13 protein-coding genes are annotated in these 18,214 nt (G+C 59.6%); 6 read left to right on the top strand and 7 right to left on the bottom strand.

From position 1 onward, the window contains the following. Positions 1 to 18 precede the first annotated feature (18 nt). From E4J89_RS11185 to dndB, 5 genes are read right to left on the bottom strand one after another with little or no spacing between them, the layout of a single operon-like run. On the bottom strand, positions 19 to 1,467 hold the full coding sequence (locus E4J89_RS11185; RefSeq protein ID WP_136786212.1) for a DNA phosphorothioation-associated putative methyltransferase: 1,449 nt from the start codon (positions 1,465 to 1,467) through the stop codon (positions 19 to 21). Then, positions 1,464 to 1,859 carry a DNA sulfur modification protein DndE gene (dndE, locus tag E4J89_RS11180; protein WP_136786211.1) on the bottom strand — a complete coding sequence of 132 codons (396 nt, stop codon included), beginning with the start codon at positions 1,857 to 1,859 and terminating at the stop codon, positions 1,464 to 1,466. Before dndE ends, E4J89_RS11185 begins: the two co-directional genes overlap by 4 nt. Continuing rightward, positions 1,859 to 3,835: a DNA sulfur modification protein DndD gene (gene dndD, locus E4J89_RS11175; protein ID WP_136786210.1), complete on the bottom strand. Its 1,977-nt coding sequence runs from the start codon at positions 3,833 to 3,835 to the stop codon at positions 1,859 to 1,861. Before dndD ends, dndE begins: the two co-directional genes overlap by 1 nt. Continuing rightward, the gene (dndC, locus tag E4J89_RS11170; RefSeq protein ID WP_136786209.1) at positions 3,832 to 5,376 is read right to left on the bottom strand and encodes a DNA phosphorothioation system sulfurtransferase DndC; all 1,545 of its coding nucleotides are present in this window, start codon (positions 5,374 to 5,376) and stop codon (positions 3,832 to 3,834) included. The genes dndD and dndC overlap by 4 nt, the downstream gene beginning before the upstream one ends. Then, positions 5,373 to 6,527, bottom strand: a complete 1,155-nt coding sequence (dndB, locus tag E4J89_RS11165; RefSeq protein WP_136786208.1) for a DNA sulfur modification protein DndB — start codon at positions 6,525 to 6,527, stop codon at positions 5,373 to 5,375. The genes dndC and dndB overlap by 4 nt, the downstream gene beginning before the upstream one ends. A gap of 92 nt (positions 6,528 to 6,619) precedes the next feature. Between dndB and dndA the strand changes: the two genes are divergently transcribed. After that, the gene (gene dndA, locus E4J89_RS11160) at positions 6,620 to 7,807 is read left to right on the top strand and encodes a cysteine desulfurase DndA (RefSeq protein ID WP_205754473.1); all 1,188 of its coding nucleotides are present in this window, start codon (positions 6,620 to 6,622) and stop codon (positions 7,805 to 7,807) included. 329 nt (positions 7,808 to 8,136) lie between these two features. Here dndA and E4J89_RS11155 read toward each other — a convergent pair whose 3' ends face one another. Continuing rightward, positions 8,137 to 8,733, bottom strand: coding sequence for a hypothetical protein (locus E4J89_RS11155; RefSeq protein ID WP_136786207.1), 597 nt, complete (start codon positions 8,731 to 8,733; stop codon positions 8,137 to 8,139). 467 nt (positions 8,734 to 9,200) lie between these two features. Between E4J89_RS11155 and E4J89_RS11150 the strand changes: the two genes are divergently transcribed. From E4J89_RS11150 to E4J89_RS11130, 4 genes are all read left to right on the top strand, one after another. Continuing rightward, positions 9,201 to 10,265, top strand: coding sequence for a hypothetical protein (locus E4J89_RS11150; RefSeq protein ID WP_205754472.1), 1,065 nt, complete (start codon positions 9,201 to 9,203; stop codon positions 10,263 to 10,265). A gap of 448 nt (positions 10,266 to 10,713) precedes the next feature. Further along, positions 10,714 to 11,211, top strand: coding sequence for a hypothetical protein (locus E4J89_RS11145; protein ID WP_136786205.1), 498 nt, complete (start codon positions 10,714 to 10,716; stop codon positions 11,209 to 11,211). A 426-nt stretch (positions 11,212 to 11,637) separates the two neighbouring features. After that, the gene (locus E4J89_RS11135; RefSeq protein WP_136786203.1) at positions 11,638 to 13,413 is read left to right on the top strand and encodes an ATP-binding protein; all 1,776 of its coding nucleotides are present in this window, start codon (positions 11,638 to 11,640) and stop codon (positions 13,411 to 13,413) included. Positions 13,414 to 13,566: 153 nt separating this feature from the next. Further along, positions 13,567 to 14,961, top strand: coding sequence for a PIN domain-containing protein (locus E4J89_RS11130; protein WP_136786202.1), 1,395 nt, complete (start codon positions 13,567 to 13,569; stop codon positions 14,959 to 14,961). Positions 14,962 to 15,074: 113 nt separating this feature from the next. On the opposite strand, the gene E4J89_RS11125 is transcribed toward E4J89_RS11130, so the two are convergent. Continuing rightward, complete coding sequence (locus E4J89_RS11125; RefSeq protein WP_136786201.1) at positions 15,075 to 16,589, bottom strand: helix-turn-helix transcriptional regulator; 1,515 nt, start codon at positions 16,587 to 16,589, stop codon at positions 15,075 to 15,077. A gap of 186 nt (positions 16,590 to 16,775) precedes the next feature. On the opposite strand from E4J89_RS11125, the gene aceA reads away from it, so the two are divergent. Further along, the gene (gene aceA / locus E4J89_RS11120; RefSeq protein WP_136786200.1) at positions 16,776 to 18,092 is read left to right on the top strand and encodes an isocitrate lyase; all 1,317 of its coding nucleotides are present in this window, start codon (positions 16,776 to 16,778) and stop codon (positions 18,090 to 18,092) included. Positions 18,093 to 18,214 lie beyond the last annotated feature (122 nt).

The raw sequence follows: 18,214 nt of genomic DNA, 5'->3' as shown, positions 1-18,214 counted from the left end.
TGAGACCGACCGCCTGAGTCAGCCGCGAATAAGCCGGTGACCTTGGATCTTCACGTGTGCGGCCTCGAGAGTTTCCATCCATCCTTTGAGCGTTCCGATGCACTCTGGATGATCGTAGAGGCCGGCTTTCATCTCTGATCGAGTGAGGCGCGCGTACCGAGTTCGATTCGTGTCGTCAGGGCCCAGGAACTCTTCTTTGCGATGAAGGAGGGGCGGATTTTCCGAAGTGCGGTAATCCCTGAAGTCGACCGTGAGATTCCGCAAATTGACCGTGACGGCTGACTGAAGGGTCGGATGCGGAACCCGGTCGAAGTCGGGATAGCTAAGATATGAAACTTTGGGTTCTGCCACCGAAAGCTTGATCATGTTGGCGTGCTCGACCGTACCAGCAAGCACCCGCGCACACCCTTCATAGACCTGGAGTATGGGCGGGATCTGGGCCATAGCGGAGTGGTGCACGTACAGTGCAGTAGGCGTCTGCTTCCCGATTTTCGAACTTCGGGCACTCATAAATAGCTTCGCCTGGTTTCCACAGGCAAGAAGAAGTCGATCACCCTGTAGACAAGCCTCCCTATAAGCGCCGAAGAGCATTCGGATATCGGCGCCCAAGACTCTGTCCAGTTGCGAGAAACTGGGCCTCCGGCCAAACCGGGAAAGCGCCACGTAGATCAGGAGCTCGGCCCGCCGCCGGAGGACAACCTGCTCCCAATAGCTGTCAGAGGTGACCTGCCGGATCAGGCGCTCGGCGCGCCCTACACTTCCCAATACATCCTGAATCCGCAAGAGTTCCTCACGCTGGAGTTCAACTGGCCGAGGCGGGCGGGCGTGCGCCTGCATGAAGGACAGCAGGGGAGCGAGCGTTTTCTGATTCCCTTCATAGAGGACATGCGGATCAATTGTGATGCGTGGGCGGTAGGTATAAATCCTCGACGCGGTGAATCGGTGTGCTGCCGCCTTATCCCGGAACACGTAGAAGACGCCCGGGGCAGCTGCGTACGGCTTGACATCCAGCGTCTGTTCGATCCAATCTGCTAGTTCGGTCTGTTCGTAGAATTTCTGAAAAGTGCCCGTGCGCGTGATGACTCCGTCCCCGAGGGGGCGCCCGCCGAGGTTCCGGCCATCCCACGTCAAACGTGCGGATACCACAAGCAATCCCGTTGCGAGAGCCCACGCTGACTGCAGGGTCTGGGCACGCTCTTTCTTGCTTTCAATGACGTTGAGAACATAGCCCAGGTTCACGACTTCGGCTGCTCGTCTGTCCACATTCGGTCGGTGCACCGGGTCCCATCCCTCGATAGCATAACCGAGGGCCAGAAGGTGCCGTATGTCGTCGCCTTTGCCGCAGCCATAGTCGAAGACCGTATTATCCTGCCCCAACAGACCGTCAGCGATTGCCGTTGATATCGGCCGCGAGAGACCTGTTCGGCTGAGCGCCGTCTTATGACGCGCTATGGGCGTGTCGGTCATGATGGAGCTGGCGGCTCACTCAGACCCATGTTGGCAAGTCCTGCGATATCGGAGGACCGAGGGTCTCCAACGAGATAGCCGATGCCCCTATGCAGATGAAGCCGGAACTGCTGCGCCAGTGTCTCCTCTTCCGATGGCAGGCCATCATTGTGGCAGCGGAGCCTCAGCAGTGCCCACAAAACGTCGCCGAAGTCGCCCCCGAAAGTACGCCAGTTCATCTCAACGTTGCTGTCCAAGGTGAGATTGAGTGCCGGCGGGGCGGTAGGCTCAGCAAGTGAACGACAGAGGGCCCAGCGGCAAAGGACATTCCAGTGCTGAATTCCCGTGCGGCGCTTCAGCGTGATGAGTTGGTCCCTGGCTGTCTGCGACAAGCGGATGTGTTCGATCGGCATTATTTCTCCCAGAAGTAGCCGGTTTCGACGCGCGTCGCATTGGCATTTACGTCGAATTCCAAGTGGTATGTGAGGCCAGTGCTGGGCGAAATGCGGGCGAAGGCCTCCTCGTCGATTTCGGTGTCCGTCGACAGCAACACCACCTGATGACTGGCATTTGGAAAATAGCGTTCCAGTAAATGCTCACGGTGGGATCCGTCGAGACGCCCGAGCGGCGTATCGATAACCACCGGGAGCGGCTGGCCCGATGCGCGTGCCAGACCCCAGAGGAGCGCGACCGCCAGAAGTTGTCGTTCCCCGGCGGAAAGGTCCTTGGCGGGCAGCGGCCGACCGTCTGCGCCCGTGAGCGATACCTCGTGCGTCTCAGGGTCAATCTGAACGTCGGTGATGAGATTCTCCTTGCGGAGCAGCATGCCGAGTGCCTCAAGGATCAACTGCGAAATTCGCTCAAGGTGTCGGCGTGCTGCAGCAATACGCAGATCCTCCAAGGTCGCACGGACACGGTCGACGTGCTCAACCAGCCGTCGATCGTCGTCGGCGGTCAGATTCACCAGTGCTGCCTTGTCTAGCGCAGCTTCGTAAGCTGCGTTGGCCTTGGCGCTGGCCGCGCGTGTGGAAGCGACGAGTTCGACAGCAACCGTGTGGGCAGCTTCGGCTCGAAGGAGTTCGTCGCGAGCATCCTCACGTTGCCGGCGGAGCGGGGCGAGTGCTTCTGGATCGGGTATGGCAGCCAAGACTCGCTCAGCCTGGTCTAGCTCGCTCTTGAGCTCTTCCCTCCGATCGACAGCTGACTGCAGGCGTTTGCGTGCCTCCGGGAGGGTCGTCGTCAGCAAAGCTTCCAACGCCGACGGATCCCGGAATCCTATGATTTCCTCGGCATCTACGAAGACGCGCCGCCCATCTCGATCACTCCTGAGGAGCTGTTCGACAGCGGCAACCGTAGCCCCATTCATGTTGGCGCCTCGAAGCTCCCGGAGCACAGCGAAATCGCGCGCTTCGAAGGCTTCAAGCATCAGGGTGTTGCGCTGGGCGTCGGCCTCGCGGTGCACTTGGTCACCCAACTGTTCAAGAAGTCCATCGAGCTGCAGCAGTGGGGATACCCCTGAAATCTCATGCCGGATGTGGTCCTCGCACTGTGCCAGTCCCGAGCGCACGATGCCTGCATCTGCTTCCGCCGACTCGCGTCGATCGAGAAGATCGCCCCCGGCAGCGCGATACGCTTCGGTTGCCTCATGGAGTACCTTCTGACGGCGCTCCATTTCGGTCCTGCGACCTGCCTCGGCTTGGACTGCAGTTTCCTCAGCCTGGCGGCCAGCGGTTAGCAGTCGGTTCTTCTCCTCGACGATCTGACGGAGACCATCCGGCACCTTCTCGCCCTTGTGGCGTCGTTTGAGAACAGTGAGGTCCGTGCTGAGGCGTTCCACGAGATCGAGACCAAGCAGGGCCGCAAGGGCCGAGCTGAGGACCTGACGGGAACGGTCCATGTCGGCGAGGGCCTCGATCTGCTCACCGTCAAAGAAGAAGAGCCCAGCGATCCCTCGGGGGAGGAACGTCTCGACGTGTTCATTCCAAGTCGAGGTCAGCGACTGGTCGTACCTACCGTTGACGGAAACCAAGAGGAGTTCACGGATCGAGGCGCCCGCGTTCTTCCAGCTGCGTCGCACCGTATAGGTGTGCTCCGCCCCCTCCTGGTGCGCTGTGAAGGTAAGTTCGATGACAGCGCCTTCACTTGCAGGTACGCCACGATGTATCAAGCCCCGGAGGTAGTTTTCGTAGCCGCCTGCACGTCGTCCGGTGCCGTGCGCGAGCGAACCGTAGAGAGCCAGCTGAATCGACTCCAGAAAAGTGGTCTTTCCAGCACCATTGAGGCCGCCGACTAGCACGATAGGCTTGTCTGGTGAGGGCGGAGTTAGGTCAATGACGTGCCGTCCGGCGAAGGTGCCCACGTTGTGGAGAACGAGTTCATTCAGGATCATGACGCGGACTCCGAAACCGCCCGCACGTAACCATCGGCGATGTCGAGTGGGTCAGGATCATCTGGTTCCGGATCCTGCTCGGTCCGATCCATAGCCGTCTTGCGCTTCTGCGCCCGAAGTGTGGCGTCCGCTTCGTCGTCGTAGAAACCACGCCGAAGAGCTTTTTCCAAGGACTCAAATAATCCGGCGCGCCGCACCTGGGAGCGGTGGCGCTGCTCAATATCCAGCAGTTCACGAACCAGCTCGAAATGAAGGCGATCTTCCCCAACGACCTGTTGCAGGGACTTAATCATGTCGGCCCCGAGAGGCAGGTGCTCGTCAAGCGGCTTGCCCGGATATGGCTCTCCGAGCGCAGCCTGATAGAGGCCGGGAAGATGGTCCTCAAATTCGTGCTTGTCAACGACCCAAATTCGTCGGATCTCCTCGAGTTCCGCCAAGGTCACCAGCTCCAGCGAGCGGACATACTCCGGGCCGTTCTCCCGGATCCAGACCTGTGCTTCTAGCAACCGCCTCAGCCAGTCCTCACGGGCAGACTGCGTATACGGTCCCGGAATGGGCCGGTCATGGAAGAGCTGCACCGAGCCGTTCATTCGGCGGAAATCCCTGAGGTGACGGTCATCGGGGATATCGAGTGCGTTGCGGAGTTCCAGAAGGGGCAGCATCCACTCCTTCTCTTCGTCATTTTGGATCATGGCTGCCATAGATTTGTCCTGTTCGACAAGCGTGCAGGTCCAGCAGCCGAAGCGGCTGCTGCCACAGCTGGGCGTCGAAGAATCAACGACAAGCGGGCACTCACCGTCGGCCGAGGCGCCTTGGTACATCGTGAGCAGTTCCTTGTTGGAGTAGCCCCAAGGATTGGGGGACTGCATGAGGAATGTCCAGACGTCATCGTTTGACCAGTTTTCAACTGGTGAGTAGACAAGGGCGTTCGGCAAGGATTCGTTAGGGCTTAGGAGGTCTCGAACCCGCCGTGACTCGAGAGCTGACATTCGAGCATTTCGTCCGGAACTTTCAGCCTTCCGGGTGCCGAGCACCAGAATGGCTTCGCCATGGGAGCGCACCATCTCGCGGATGAAGGAGTTCGAGGGCTTGATCTTTAGCCGTTCGGTGCACCAGCGGAACTTCGGGCGAGGCGCAGGGTATCCGCGCCCGATGAGATTCACCCAGAACGTATCGGTAACGGCGGGCGTCAGCTTATGCGGAGTCAACGGCAGATGATGGGCCTCTGCTGCGCTGGCCATGACTTCGAGCGAGTGGGTCACCCATGCGGAGACGACAGGATTCTCGACAAGCGTGTCCGTACTGATGACATGCACCGGCTTCGTGCGTTGCTCTGGTTCCAACCCCTGAAGCGCGAGCCAGACGATCTGGAGCGTCGCGGTAGAGTCCTTCCCGCCTGAATAGCCTACAACCCACGGTACGCCGTCAGCTAGATACAGCTGCTGAGTCTGGGCTACTAGCCCGTCGATCGTAGCGGCGAAACCGAGATCATCGAAGGCTGACCGGGACCGGGGGCGGATGGGCAGGCTGATCGTCGTCATTTCTCTCCTCGGGTAAAAGCATCCTCTGCGCGCTGTTCGTCGGGAGGGAGCGGCATCCCAAGCACGGTTCGAATGTATGCGGTGGTAAGTTCCACGTTGGTGCGGCTTTTGCTGACCTTGCCGGCGGTAGTCGCGCGGCCTTCCCAAGTATCAGCGTTGTTGCGGTGCCAGTCGATGGTGCGCAGTTTCCCCAAACGCTCCTCCCAGGCGTATGGGATGGGACTCTCGCGGAGCAGGGTGTTGCCCACTCGGCCCAGGGCGTGCAGCGCGATGCTGTGGGTGTGGATGAAGTCTTGACGAACTTCACCAGCCGTGACTTCACCTCGGTAGACCTGCTGCCACACCGAGAACTGGCCAGCGACGATGCGCCAGAACTCGGTTGCAAGGTCGACGCGTTCAGTCAATGAGTTTGTCTTGACCTCATTTAGCAGGGCACTCGTCGCTGTGTGCAGCGCAGATAACGTGAACAGCTTCCGCGAGCGGGGCGCCAAGTTGCTGCTCTCCATCTCGGTCAAGTCGCTGAGGAGCGGGTTTTGGGAGACGACAAGCCTCGAGATGGCCGCCATCGGGTCACGATGATCGTAGAGTACGCCGATCGACTTTGCTGGGCGAATGGCGTAGCGATTCAGGTCAGCAAACATTTGTTGACAACGGTTGAGGCCGACGTCAATGAACATGACTATGGCGATTGTCTCGTCACCGAGAGCGGGATTCTCGGTTAGAGCCTGTTGAATGGCAGCTCGGCGGTGCTGCCCGTCGTTGATTATAAAAGTGGCTGACATGGGGATCGTCAGCGTACCGACCCGCTCCGCAGGGCCGGTGTCCCCTAGCGGCGATTCAAAGCGCACGTCAGCGTTCACCGAGGCGGTCAGCGCTGAGAAGATATAGCTGTCCGGATTCTCCACGATGTAGCGCGCCATCTCAGGCACCCGCGCTTTATTGAGGGAACGCTGCGCGCGCATCTCCGGGGGCAACTCCTCCTCATTATATAGGAAGAGGCGGGGGACGATTCGCAGGGGGCACATAGTCACGTAGTACTCGTGCCCCGCCTGGACGCCGCGGATGGCAGGAAAGGCATATTCGAACTCGCCAGACTTGGCGCTTGAGACTCCGCCGCCCGGAATTGGAGGGATCGACCTCTTTTGTGGCATGTTCCGATTCAATCATGTTTGGATGTCTACATCCAAACAACACGCCACTTTTCTCCAAACACGACTCCATACGCTGGGTTAGGCTAGCAGATATGAGCGTAACGAACTCCGATCCCAACGCCGAGAGACCCCTTACACCAGGAATGCCGGTCTACTTGGACTTCAACGCCACCACGCCCGTAGATCCTCGCGTGGCGGAAGAGGTGATGACTTACATGGCGTCCGAGTTCGGCAATGCCGGCAGTCGGACGCATTCCTACGGACAGCGGGCTAAAGAGCGCGTCAAACAGGCGCGGGGCGAGGTAGCGGCCGTGGTAGCCGCTCAGGTCGACGAGGTCATCTTCACCAGCGGTGCCACCGAGAGCGACAACTTAGCAATCTTAGGGCTAGCCGCACACGGCGAGGCCAGCGGCAAGCGCCATGTCATCTCCACGCAGATCGAGCACAAGGCGGTTCTGGAGCCTCTTGAAATTCTCCAGGCACGGGGATTCGAAGTCGAGCTGCTGCCCCCCACCGAGGGCGGATGGGTTTCACCCGAAGCTGTCGCGGACGCGCTGCGTCCCGACACATTGCTGGTGTCTGTGATGGCCGTCAACAACGAAACCGGAGTAATCCAACCGATTCCGGAAATCGGCAGGGTGATGTCGGGCCACGACGCATACTTTCATGTGGATGCCGCCCAAGCGTTCGGCAAGCTGATTGAGCCGCTCAGGAACCCGCGTATCGATCTCCTGGCGGTTTCTGGGCACAAGATTGGCGGCCCCAAAGGCGTCGGCGCACTCATTTGCCGGCGGCGGGGTTACAAAAGGATCCCCCTCACACCGCTCATGTTCGGCGGCGGGCAGGAACGCGGCCTTCGCCCTGGGACCCTTCCTGTGCCTCTCATTGCCGGGATGGGAACAGCGTCCACATTGGCGCTGAGAGAATCGGAGCACCGATCGCAAGCGGCTATGGAGATCAAGGAAGAACTCCTAACAGTTTTGGCCCCGCTGGGCGCCGAAGTGAATGGTGATCCGAATCGGACGGTTGCTAGTACGCTCAACGTCTCCATCCCTGGCGTCGATTCGGAGGCCGCCATCGTGGCGCTCAAGGATATTGTCGCCTTGTCGAACGGCTCAGCTTGCACGTCACAAGCTTACGAACCGAGTCATGTCTTGACGGCAGCGGGGCTCGCTCAAGTCAGAGTGGAGAGAGCGCTCCGACTTTCTTGGGGACCGGGAACGGCGGGGCTTCCCTACAGGGAGATCGCGCGGCGCCTCCGCGCTCTGCAGGAGCGCTAATGGTAAGTCATGAGCCAGGGCAGCGTCTTGTGGGACATGCCAGGGATTTGCGGGGCCAACAGCACAATCGGCCCCTTAGAACTTCCATATTGATGCTGGGAGCCCTACAGGCAAGCAGCGCTTTTCCGGTCGGGGGTAGGGAGAGCCGCTAGAATCGCATATATTTGCGCGCAGTACAAGAGCTGCGCCGCATCGTCCGGGCAGACCACGGGTGTGCAGACACATTTCACAAAACGAAAATTGCAGGAAGGAACATCGGGCGGAGGACACCAGGCAGATAAGCTAGGTCGTGATTCCCCGGCCTTGGTTCGTCGAGAATGAGAACGTAACTAATTCTTCTGTAGACATTTCTCTTCTACCGACGGATTCACCGAACACTTGAACGTCCGCTGGAACGCAGAGGAAGCGTCTTCATACTGATCAATTTGAGCTTGGGTAATCTCTGTACCAGCGGCACCGTCTTGGCTAGGATCGCCAAACATCAAGGCTCTGGTGAGGTTGTTCATTGAGACAAGCTCCTCAAGTTCCGCATGTGGTACGACTTGATATGTAGCATCCAAGTATTCGGTCATCATTTCGCTGACCATGGCCCGCGCACCATTCACGGCGGCATCACTCCCGCCCACCGTTGCTCTCAAAGCCTCTTTTGCTGCCCACAGTTTTCTCTCTGCAATTGCAACATCGTTAAGAATAGGGCCGATAGCTGCTCGCCTCTCGGCCTCCAGTGTTTCCTTGGCTAGCTGGTCATTTTGCAACCAAGGAACTACAACCGCTGTGATTGAGATGAGAATCGCGACGATCGATAAAATGGAGGTCTTTGAGATGCTCGCTTGCTGCGAGGCTGGCGGCCGGGAAGAGGACACTGCCAGCAAACCTAACTGCGCCTCCAGATCGGAGATCCGCCGCCCATAACGCCAAAAAGCCATTAGATTTCCCCACTGTATACCATGTCAGACTCGACTATATCCGTCAGACGAACAATGTCAAAATGTTAACGGCTTTAAATCTTACTGCACTTTAGAGATAACATTGCGGTTTCCCTGTATCCCTGCAGAAACAACCGGCTTCGGTAACACATACCCGTGGCAGCCCATAAGTCGTGCGACCTGCCCTTCTCGGCAGGCTCGGCAAGTCGTCATCTTGTCTGGGTTATGAGCCAGCACGGAGCGGGCAGCGCACACGTCTCGCGCTACCTCAACTGCCTTTTAGATCGCACAATCCGACGCGTAAGTTTGCTCTCTCGCCCACCGCAGGCGCAGCCCTGGCGATTGCGGGAGATCCGGTGAGAACACTTCGCAAGCCTACTTACAGGCCCAATCCCATATGGACGGTAGTCTAAACCAACAATTACAGCGGGGACGAATGGAGACCAATGATGGGATCGGAGGCGCCGATGGCAATCAGGAAGCGGCTCAAGCATAGCGGCGACATCGGAGAAGTGGATACTCTGAAAGAGTTCCTCCTTATGGGCGCGGTGGTGAACTCGCTAACCGGATCCGATTATGGACTAGACCTCCACATTCAGGTTCCGCTGAGACCGCAGGAATACAATAAGTTAGGAAACTCTTGGTCCCTTTCGGGACGAGTCGCACATGCGCAGGTCAAAAACATGACCAGCGGACAAGATCCCTCCCCCGCAGTGGAGCGAGTCAGGGGATGGATAGCCGGAGCTGAAGTCGGAGTTCCGACATTTCTGATCATCCTCAAGGGAGACCGGAAGCGCTTTGCGTCTCCGCGAGACTTGAAGGCGACACTTGCGGCGTGGGAAGAAGCGCATGCTGAAAATCTGTCGAAGGATGCTCGCCGAACTGAAACGGACGAAACGGAGCCGAAAACCCCGAAGACCGTGACCCTCCCTGAAAAAAACACTCACGCCTTCCGACCGCAGACGTTTCCGTGGCTACTTCACCTGTGGACGAGCTATCCAGGCGTGATGATGAAATCAGACGTTCAGGACTGGCTCTGTCTGGATTCACAAGATCTACTTGCACGAGGACATCAGTTCATCGCCGAAGTTCTGCTTGCATGGATGAAATCTCATCACTCTGACACGACACCCGTGCTTTCCAAGACGGAAATAGCCGTCCGAGCAGAGAATGACGGATTGTGCGTGTTTGAAGGCTCCGACGCGATCGCAGGAGCGCTCGCCATAGTCCAGGCAGGGTTCCGGACGATGTACCAGGAGGAGCCGGAATCGTCGCGGAAGGCGGAGCTTTTCGGATGGGATGCCATAAACCATCTAGGTATGGCCTGGAGAAGGCATCAACGATACCCGCACTCAAACCTAATGACATCCTACTCAACGAGCCCTCACACGGGACGGTCGTTAAACGAAGCCATCCAGCTACTTGAGGACGTGATGGAGTTCCATCGTTACTGCGCAAGCGGTTGGCAGGCCACGGAGGATGGACCCCCGCCCGCGCCGGATGCGAATGCCGCTGTCCAGGCAGGCCAATGATGCAAAATCACTCAATGGGAGTACCAAAATCGCATAGAGCACTTTGAAGCCTTGCACCGGAAGACCTTCACAGCTTGGCGCGGGCGCTGCGAGGAAGTAGCAGACCTCGGCCTCGTCAACCGGAAAATCGTCCGCACGATACGGCCGCAACTGCAGTTCTGACTGACACAGAAGCGCTTCTAGGAACCACCATGGTTGTTCAGGGTATGCAAGAATTCCACGGGCGCGATCGGTTTGTTGCTGAGCCCGAAGGGGGAGAACGCTATGACCCGGAGCGCAACAAGTGACCCACTTAGCCCCCCTTAACTATTGAGGATCCGTTTCCTTGTGGCACCTAGCGGATGTCTGTGGTCACGATTATGCTAGTGCCCTACAACTGAATATTCTTCATGTCCATCTACCGACCGTGAGGCCGAAGGCCCCACCGTCAGATACGTAGGTACAACAAATGATGAGCTTGGAAATCCAGTCTGCTGTGAGCACCCTCCAGCAGCAATCCGAAGTCACACGTGCGTCTCTCGACACCGTCGAACTCGACCGCATCGACCGTGCGCTCGACGAACTGATTCGCAACCATACTAAGACCAGCCAACCTCTTCGCATGGTCAGGAGCGCGCGTGCCAACGCGCTGAAAGTCGTCAAAGACCGCGCCAGGCAAGGTCTGGTCTCCTTCGACGATCCCGACCTGTATGCAGCCAAGCGCGCTGAGGCAGAGGCAGCCAGCGCCTACGACCCGCTCGCGGAGTTCGAGTTGCTCGATTGGCTCGATTCCACGCCGTCCCTGACCGTGCACCAACGCCAACTACTCAAGGCCGTTGCCCGGGGCCACGACGCCGAGTCCCTCGCTTGCGCTGCCGGACTTCCAGTCAAGCGCATGCGTGAGCGCATCTCGCGTGCACGAAGTGCAGCCTTCGCCGGCTACATAGCTGAGGTGACGTGCGCATGAAACCCCGCAGATATGCCCTCAGGCCATGGCTAATCCGCGCTCTCATCCCAGAGGGCGTCATTGGCGCCTACGTCCTGTGGTCGCGCGGCACTCCCGCCTATGTGGGCCGAAGCGACACCAGCCTACGCCGGCGTCTGCTCGAGCACTCCCAGAACCGGCCACACGCCTACTTCACCTACGACGTCGTTTTCTCAGCACACAACGCCTACGCCATGGAGTGCTGTCTGTTCCACGCTCTCGCCGACCAAACCTCCAATCTTATCCACCCACAGCGCCCTTCAATCCACGAGCCGCCCTGCCCGTTCTGCATCGAGACCGTCCGTATCGTGCGCTCCAACCGCCTCGACATCCCGTCCATTCCCGCCTGACTCACCCATATCGCCCGGGCCGCCGAACGCCTCCCCGGCAGAGAAAAGGAACGAAAACATGACTACCAACCCCATCTTCCAGGCACCATCCTCCGCAACTGTCGATGCGGCCCGCACCTCGCCTATCATCGAAGTCGATAAGGCGCTGGAGAGCATGCGCGACGCCGGTTTCGACCTCACCGCGGCCGTAGGCGAACCGATCGACAACTCGATCGAGGCCAACGCCACGGTCATCCGGATCGAACCCATGTACTCCAAGGACAGGAAGCACATCACGGAAATCGCCTTCGCCGACAACGGGCGCGGTATAGACCTTCCGGTGCTCGCCAAGGTCCTTAAGATGGGTTACTCGAGCCGCTACGGGCAGCGCAAAGGTCTCGGCCGATTTGGTGTCGGCCTCAAACTCGCTGCTCTTAGCGTCGGCACCCGCATCGAGGTCTATGCCAAAGCCGCCGGTAGCAATGCCTACTACCTTGCTTATCTGGACCTAGACGAGATCAGCGCCGGGAGTCAGACGGAAATTCGGTCGGTTGAGGTAGGCGGCTGGCCGAAAGAATACGTCGACTTGATGAAGGATTTTAAAGGTGAGCCCTTCGAGAGCGGAACCCTCGTCCTCTGGCAGCACATCGACCGGCTCTCAAGCGGAGGCACGTACGGTGCCTCACTCGACACCAAGATCGCGGACCTGCGCAAATTTATCGCCCGAGCTTACCGTCAGTTCCTCGATCAGGGCCTGAACATCATCCTAGCGGGAAAGCCAGTAACGTTGCATGATCCGCTGTTCCTGCTGGACGACCCTCGCATCCAGACACGCTATGGCATGCGTGATGGGCTTGGTCCCGATAGCCTCAAGGGCAAGGTTATCGAGGAGACCGATCTCACAATCGACGACCACCAAGTGCACGTCAGCGTGTCAATCGCCCCGGAGATTTTCCGTCACGAAAAGGGGAAGGGCGGTGAAACTGATCTCGACGGCAGGGATATTCGCGAGTTCCAGATCAATCAAGACAACGAAGGCCGCATTAGCATGATGCGTAATGGCCGCGAGATCTACTATGACATCGTTCCCCGAATGCTCACCGGAGGCGTGACCGTTGGCGACCGTTACATCGGTATTGAGGTCTCGTTCCCAGCTGAGCTCGACGAGTACTTCCAGGTTCGCCATGTCAAGAGGGGCGCTGAGCCAGTAAGCAAGCTCCGCAACGCGCTCCGCGAATGGCTCAAGCGCCCGGTAACACAGGCCCGTAAAGAGATCCGACGTCATTGGGACGAAGTCCGGATCACACAACAGGCGGAGAGCGTCGATGGCCGTGACCCAGCCGTCCAGGAGGCAGTCGATCGCGCCGAGCAGACGGCGCCCCGTGGACAGGCCAGCTTGAATCTCACCCTTGAGCAGGAAAGCGCGAAGATCGACGAGATCCTCGACGAACTGGAGATCAACACGGAGGCTAACGCCAACAAGGCAGATGGGATCCGCGCACATATTGCTCAGCACTCGATGACGATCCTCGACGGCAACTGGCCCGGCAAGGAACTCATGACTGTCGACCACCTAAATGCAAAGGCCATCCTCCGCCTGAATCACCGTCACCCGTTCATCCGCGACATCTACGATGTGCTACGAGAGACAGCGGACAAGCCGTTCGACGAGCAGGACGCCGCCGAAATGCACAACCTCATTCGCCGCACGTCCATGGCACTTGACATGCTATTCCTCGCCTACGCAAAGGCAGAGAACCTCCACCGCGAGCCCGAGGAGTTCGAGGACCTGCGCAGTTATTGGGGCCAACACACTCAGGCGTACATGAAGGAACTCGTTAGGTTCGACGAATAACTCCAAGAAGTGAACGTCAGCATGGGTGCTCCCCACGCACTTTCCGGTGAATGGGGAGCCATCTATGAGCCGCTACCTGTTTCGTTGGTACCACGCGATAATCTGAAGAATCAACTAGGGCAGCAAGATTATGAGATTGAGAGGGCCAGGTAGATGGATAGCAAAGCGATTAGAGACAACGGGCTCCTCGAAAGGTTTCGAGCCTATCTGTCCCCCAGCGACGACGAATACACCGCAGCCCTCAAATCCGGCCTCTTAGTAGTTGATACCAATGTACTGCTCAACGTTTATCGATATCACGAAGATGCCCGCGAAGATTTGCTCCGTACACTTGAAGCCTTCCACGATCGGCTGTTCATTCCGCATCAGGTCGCAGTGGAGTTCTGGCGGAACAGGGACGCGACTATAAGAGAGGCATCAAGTGCGGCGGACCAGTTGAAGAACGAGCTCAGCGGGCTTGCAGACAGGTCGAGGCAATCGCTATCTAGGTGGGCTAAACGCGCGGGGCTGGCCGACTCCCGAGTCCAAGAACTACACACGATTCTTGACGCGGCTCATGATCGAGTAATTGTACATGTCGAAGAATTCAGCGATGGCGGCCTCGACTCGGCCATCGACACCAATCGTGACCCGGTTCTTGCTCGGTTAGTAGCTATCACCAACGAATGTGTAGGTGCGCCGTTTCACGAAGATGAGGTGGAGCAGCATTCCCGCGAGGCGCAGCGGCGAATCGATGAGCGACTGCCGCCTGGTTACGAGGACGCTGACAAGTCTGGTTTGGCTCCGCATGGTGACTACATGCTGTGGCGTCAGATACTCGATGTCGCCATAGCGAGGCCAATGGATATCGTTTTAGTTACCGGGGACGTCAAAGAAGACTGGTGGCGTCGTGAGAAAGGGCAGATTCGGGGACCACGGATCGAGCTCTTCGAGGAACTCAACCGGGAGTCAGGACACCGACTCTTCATGCTCCGACCGGCCAGTCTGCTTGAAAGGGCGAAGGGCGCGCTCAATCTGGATATTCGCCAAGACTCGGTTGAGGTGGCCGAGCGGATCGACCGCAACTCGTTCGATCGGGAACGACAGCGTTACTACGCCGCTCCAGCTCTTTATCCAGTGGTGAAGCTCCCAGACGGTCGCAAGGGAGATTACTTGGAAACCTTGATTCAAATGACTGAAATCGCGCGAGATGAGCCCGGTTATGAGCAATTCGTTGAGTCATTCCAAGAAGCGTTTCCGTCAATCACTCTGGCGTCGGAAGCTCGCCGAAGAATCGGCATTTTGGCCTCTCTGGGTCTGGTCTCTTTCTCAGAAGACCGAGTGCGATTGACCGAAACAGGAGAGCGCCTCCTCGAGGAGCGAACTCTCGAAATCTTGCAGGACCAGTTCATGTCGCGAATCGCTGGAGCTTCGGAGGTACGGAGCAAAGCACTATCCCTCCCTCGAGATGAGCTCCGACGGCAGCTGCGCGAAGAATCGTCCAACGGATTGAGCCCAACGCAGGCGGCCCTGATCCTTCGTTGGATGGAACAGCTAAAACTCGTGTGACATGAGGCCTGTGCTTCATTCCGCGTGAGAGACCCCGGATATCGGAGGGCGGCATCGGGACCCCACCCGAATTTAAGAGCGAAAGCGTCCTTTTGAGCTTCGTAGCTCGCTAGCTACTTGCCGATGTGCGCCTGCAGGAACGAATACACCTCGGTTTCGTCGACGCCTGGGAAGGCACCCGGTGGGAGAGCGGCTAGAAGGTGGGAGTTGGCGCGGGCGCTGGGCCAGGCGTGGCCGGCCCATTGGGCGGCGAGGTCGGCGGGTGGGCGGCGGCAACAGGATTCGTCGGGGCAGTTGGAGACGGAGCGTTCGGTGGTGTCGCGGCCGCGGAACCACTTCACCTCCTTGTAGGGAATGCCGATGCTCAGCGAGTACTCCCCCGACGAGTGCCGCTCCGTTATGGCGGTGCACCAGAAGGTTCCGGCTTTGGTGTCCGTGTACTGGTTAAAGGCCCGGAACTTGTCCGGCACGTCGAAGACGGCGCGCGAGGTCCAGTTGCGGCAGACCGGCTGACCCTCGATGGCGCCGGTGTGGTCGGCCGGGAAATTCACGCCGTCGTTCTCGTAGGCCTTGTGGATGATGCCGGAGACGTGGACCTTCTGGAAATGGCACGGGATGCCCAGGTGGTGGGTGGCCAGATTGGTGAAGCGGTGGGCTGCAGTCTCGTACGAAACGCTGAAGGCGTCGCGTAGGTCCTCGATGGCCAATTCCTTTGAGGCCTTGGCTTTCTGCAGGAAGTCCACGGTGGCGTGCTCCGGCATCAGCAGGGCGGCGGCGAAGTAGTTGGTGTACACGCGCTGGCGCAGGAAGTCCGCATAGTCAGCGGGCGTCTGGTGTCCCAGGACGTAGTGCCCGACGGCCTGCAAAAGCACAGACCGCGGGTCGTGTTCGGACCGGTGGCCCTGGGTCAGATAAATTCTGCTGTTCTTCAAGTCCGTCACGGACCGGGTGGAATGCGGCAGGTCGCTGACGTACTGCAGACTGAAACCGAGGTGCTCGGCGATGTCCGCGGCCACGTGATGGGACAGCGGCCCGCCCTTGAACCCGACTGCCTTCAGGAGCTCTTGGGCCTGCGCCTCGATGTCCTCATAGTGGTTGTTCCGCGAGCGCATTTCCGCCCGCAGTTCAGTATTCGCCCGGCGCGCTTCTTCGGGAGTGGCGGCCTGCTCGTCCAGCCGGCGTTCCAGCTCATGCTGCAGGCCGACCAAGGATTCCAGCACATCCATCGAAAGCCGCGAACTGACGCGGACTTTCGGCAGTCCGAGCGACTCGTACAGCGGCCCGCGCTGGTAGCGTTCCAGCTCGATCTCCAGGGCGGCGCGGCGGCTGGGTGGCTCGGCCCCGAGCAGCTGGTCGATTCCCACCCCCAGCGCTTTGCCGAGGGCCTGCAGCATGCCGAGCTTGGGCTCGCGTTTGCCGTTTTCGATCAGCGAGAGCTGCGACGGCGCGGCGCCAACCGCGGCACCGAGATCGTCCAGGGTCATGCCCTGGGCCTTCCGCAGGTGCCGCACCCGCCGGCCCAGGCTGATGACGTCGACTTCGGGCTCTGCGGAGACACCGTCGTCGTGCTTGGAGGGACGATTCCAGCTGGTGGTTGCCATTTTTTGAGGATACGGGAAGAAGTGCAAATCTTTCCAGCATTTTCTATGGATTACCTGTTGTGACCTGCGGAATAGTCGATTTCACGAAGAAGTTCGGATCTCGACAAGCTCGATCACCGGGTGGAGCGCGATCAACTCACAGGACAAGCTCGACCGGGTCTCGATCTCGACAAGCTCGATCACCGGATGGACCACCGATAGAGGAGAACAGCAATGACTGCATCATTTGAGCCGGCCCCGATGAACGCTGAGGAAGCGGCCAAGGCACTGGAGCTCGAGTGGGCTGCCGATTCCCGCTGGGAGGGCATCACTCGCGACTACACCGCAGCGGATGTCGTCCGCCTCCGCGGCCGGGTCCAGGAAGAGCACACGCTGGCCAAGCGCGGCGCGCAGAAGCTGTGGAAGCAACTCACCGAGGAAGCCGCCGAGGGCCGCTACACCAACGCGCTCGGCGCGCTGACCGGCAACCAGGCGGTGCAGCAGGTCAAGGCCGGGCTGCGCGCCATCTACCTCTCCGGCTGGCAGGTGGCCGCCGACGCCAACCTCTCCGGCCACACCTACCCGGACCAGTCGCTGTACCCGGCCAACTCGGTGCCGCAGGTGGTCCGCCGGATCAACAACGCGCTGCTGCGGGCCGACCAGATCGAGTTCTCCGAAGGCATCCAGACGGTTGAGGACTGGCTGGTGCCGATTGTGGCCGACGCCGAGGCCGGCTTCGGCGGGCCGCTGAACGCCTATGAGCTGATGAAGTCCATGATCACCTCCGGCGCCTCGGGCGTGCACTGGGAGGACCAGCTGGCTTCGGAGAAGAAGTGCGGCCACCTGGGCGGCAAGGTGCTGATCCCCACCGCGCAGCACATCCGCACGCTGAACGCGGCCCGGCTGGCGGCCGACGTGGCCGGCACCCCGTCGGTCATCATTGCCCGCACGGATGCCGAGGCGGCCACGCTGATCACCTCCGACGTGGACGAGCGCGACCGCGAGTTCATCACCGGCGAGCGCACTCCGGAGGGCTTCTACAAGGTCCGCAACGGAATTGAGCCGTGCATCGCCCGGGCCAAGGCCTACGCCCCCTACTCGGACCTGATCTGGATGGAGACCGGCACTCCGGATCTGGAGTTGGCCCGCAAGTTCGCGGAGGCGGTCAAGGCCGAGTTCCCGGACCAGATGCTCTCCTACAACTGCTCGCCGTCCTTCAACTGGAAGAAGCACCTGGACGACGCGGCGATCGCCAAATTCCAGCGCGAGCTCGGGGCGATGGGCTTCACCTTCCAGTTCATCACCCTGGCCGGCTTCCACGCCCTGAACTACTCGATGTTCGACCTGGCCCACGGCTACGCCCGCAACGGGATGAGCGCGTACGTCGAACTGCAGGAGCGCGAGTTCGGCGCCGAAGACCGCGGCTACACCGCAACCAAGCACCAGCGCGAAGTGGGCACCGGCTACTTCGACACCATCTCCACTGCCCTCAACCCCAACGGCAGCACCCTGGCCCTGGTGGGCTCCACCGAAGAAGGCCAGTTCCACTAACAGCTACACCACGACGGCGGTGCTCGGCTTCGCCGATTGGGGGTCCGCCGCGGCACGACATTCCGACGGCCGCGGGCGGCCTTACGGAATCTATTAGCCGCTTTCCGGACCCCCAATCGGCT

It is taken from the genome of Arthrobacter sp. CAU 1506 (assembly GCF_005047635.1).
Taxonomy (GTDB): domain Bacteria; phylum Actinomycetota; class Actinomycetes; order Actinomycetales; family Micrococcaceae; genus Crystallibacter.
This window is presented reverse-complemented; position numbering and strand designations above follow the sequence as displayed.

Excerpts from the sequence above, each read along its gene's own strand:
- E4J89_RS11185 (WP_136786212.1), bottom strand. The coding sequence starts at position 1,467 with ATGACCGACACGCCCATAGCGCGTCATAAGACGGCGCTCAGCCGAACA.
- dndE (WP_136786211.1), bottom strand. The coding sequence starts at position 1,859 with ATGCCGATCGAACACATCCGCTTGTCGCAGACAGCCAGGGACCAACTC.
- dndD (WP_136786210.1), bottom strand. The coding sequence starts at position 3,835 with ATGATCCTGAATGAACTCGTTCTCCACAACGTGGGCACCTTCGCCGGA.
- dndC (WP_136786209.1), bottom strand. The coding sequence starts at position 5,376 with ATGACGACGATCAGCCTGCCCATCCGCCCCCGGTCCCGGTCAGCCTTC.
- dndB (WP_136786208.1), bottom strand. The coding sequence starts at position 6,527 with ATGCCACAAAAGAGGTCGATCCCTCCAATTCCGGGCGGCGGAGTCTCA.
- dndA (WP_205754473.1), top strand. The coding sequence starts at position 6,620 with ATGAGCGTAACGAACTCCGATCCCAACGCCGAGAGACCCCTTACACCA.
- E4J89_RS11155 (WP_136786207.1), bottom strand. The coding sequence starts at position 8,733 with ATGGCTTTTTGGCGTTATGGGCGGCGGATCTCCGATCTGGAGGCGCAG.
- E4J89_RS11150 (WP_205754472.1), top strand. The coding sequence starts at position 9,201 with ATGGCAATCAGGAAGCGGCTCAAGCATAGCGGCGACATCGGAGAAGTG.
- E4J89_RS11145 (WP_136786205.1), top strand. The coding sequence starts at position 10,714 with ATGATGAGCTTGGAAATCCAGTCTGCTGTGAGCACCCTCCAGCAGCAA.
- E4J89_RS11135 (WP_136786203.1), top strand. The coding sequence starts at position 11,638 with ATGACTACCAACCCCATCTTCCAGGCACCATCCTCCGCAACTGTCGAT.
- E4J89_RS11130 (WP_136786202.1), top strand. The coding sequence starts at position 13,567 with ATGGATAGCAAAGCGATTAGAGACAACGGGCTCCTCGAAAGGTTTCGA.
- aceA (WP_136786200.1), top strand. The coding sequence starts at position 16,776 with ATGACTGCATCATTTGAGCCGGCCCCGATGAACGCTGAGGAAGCGGCC.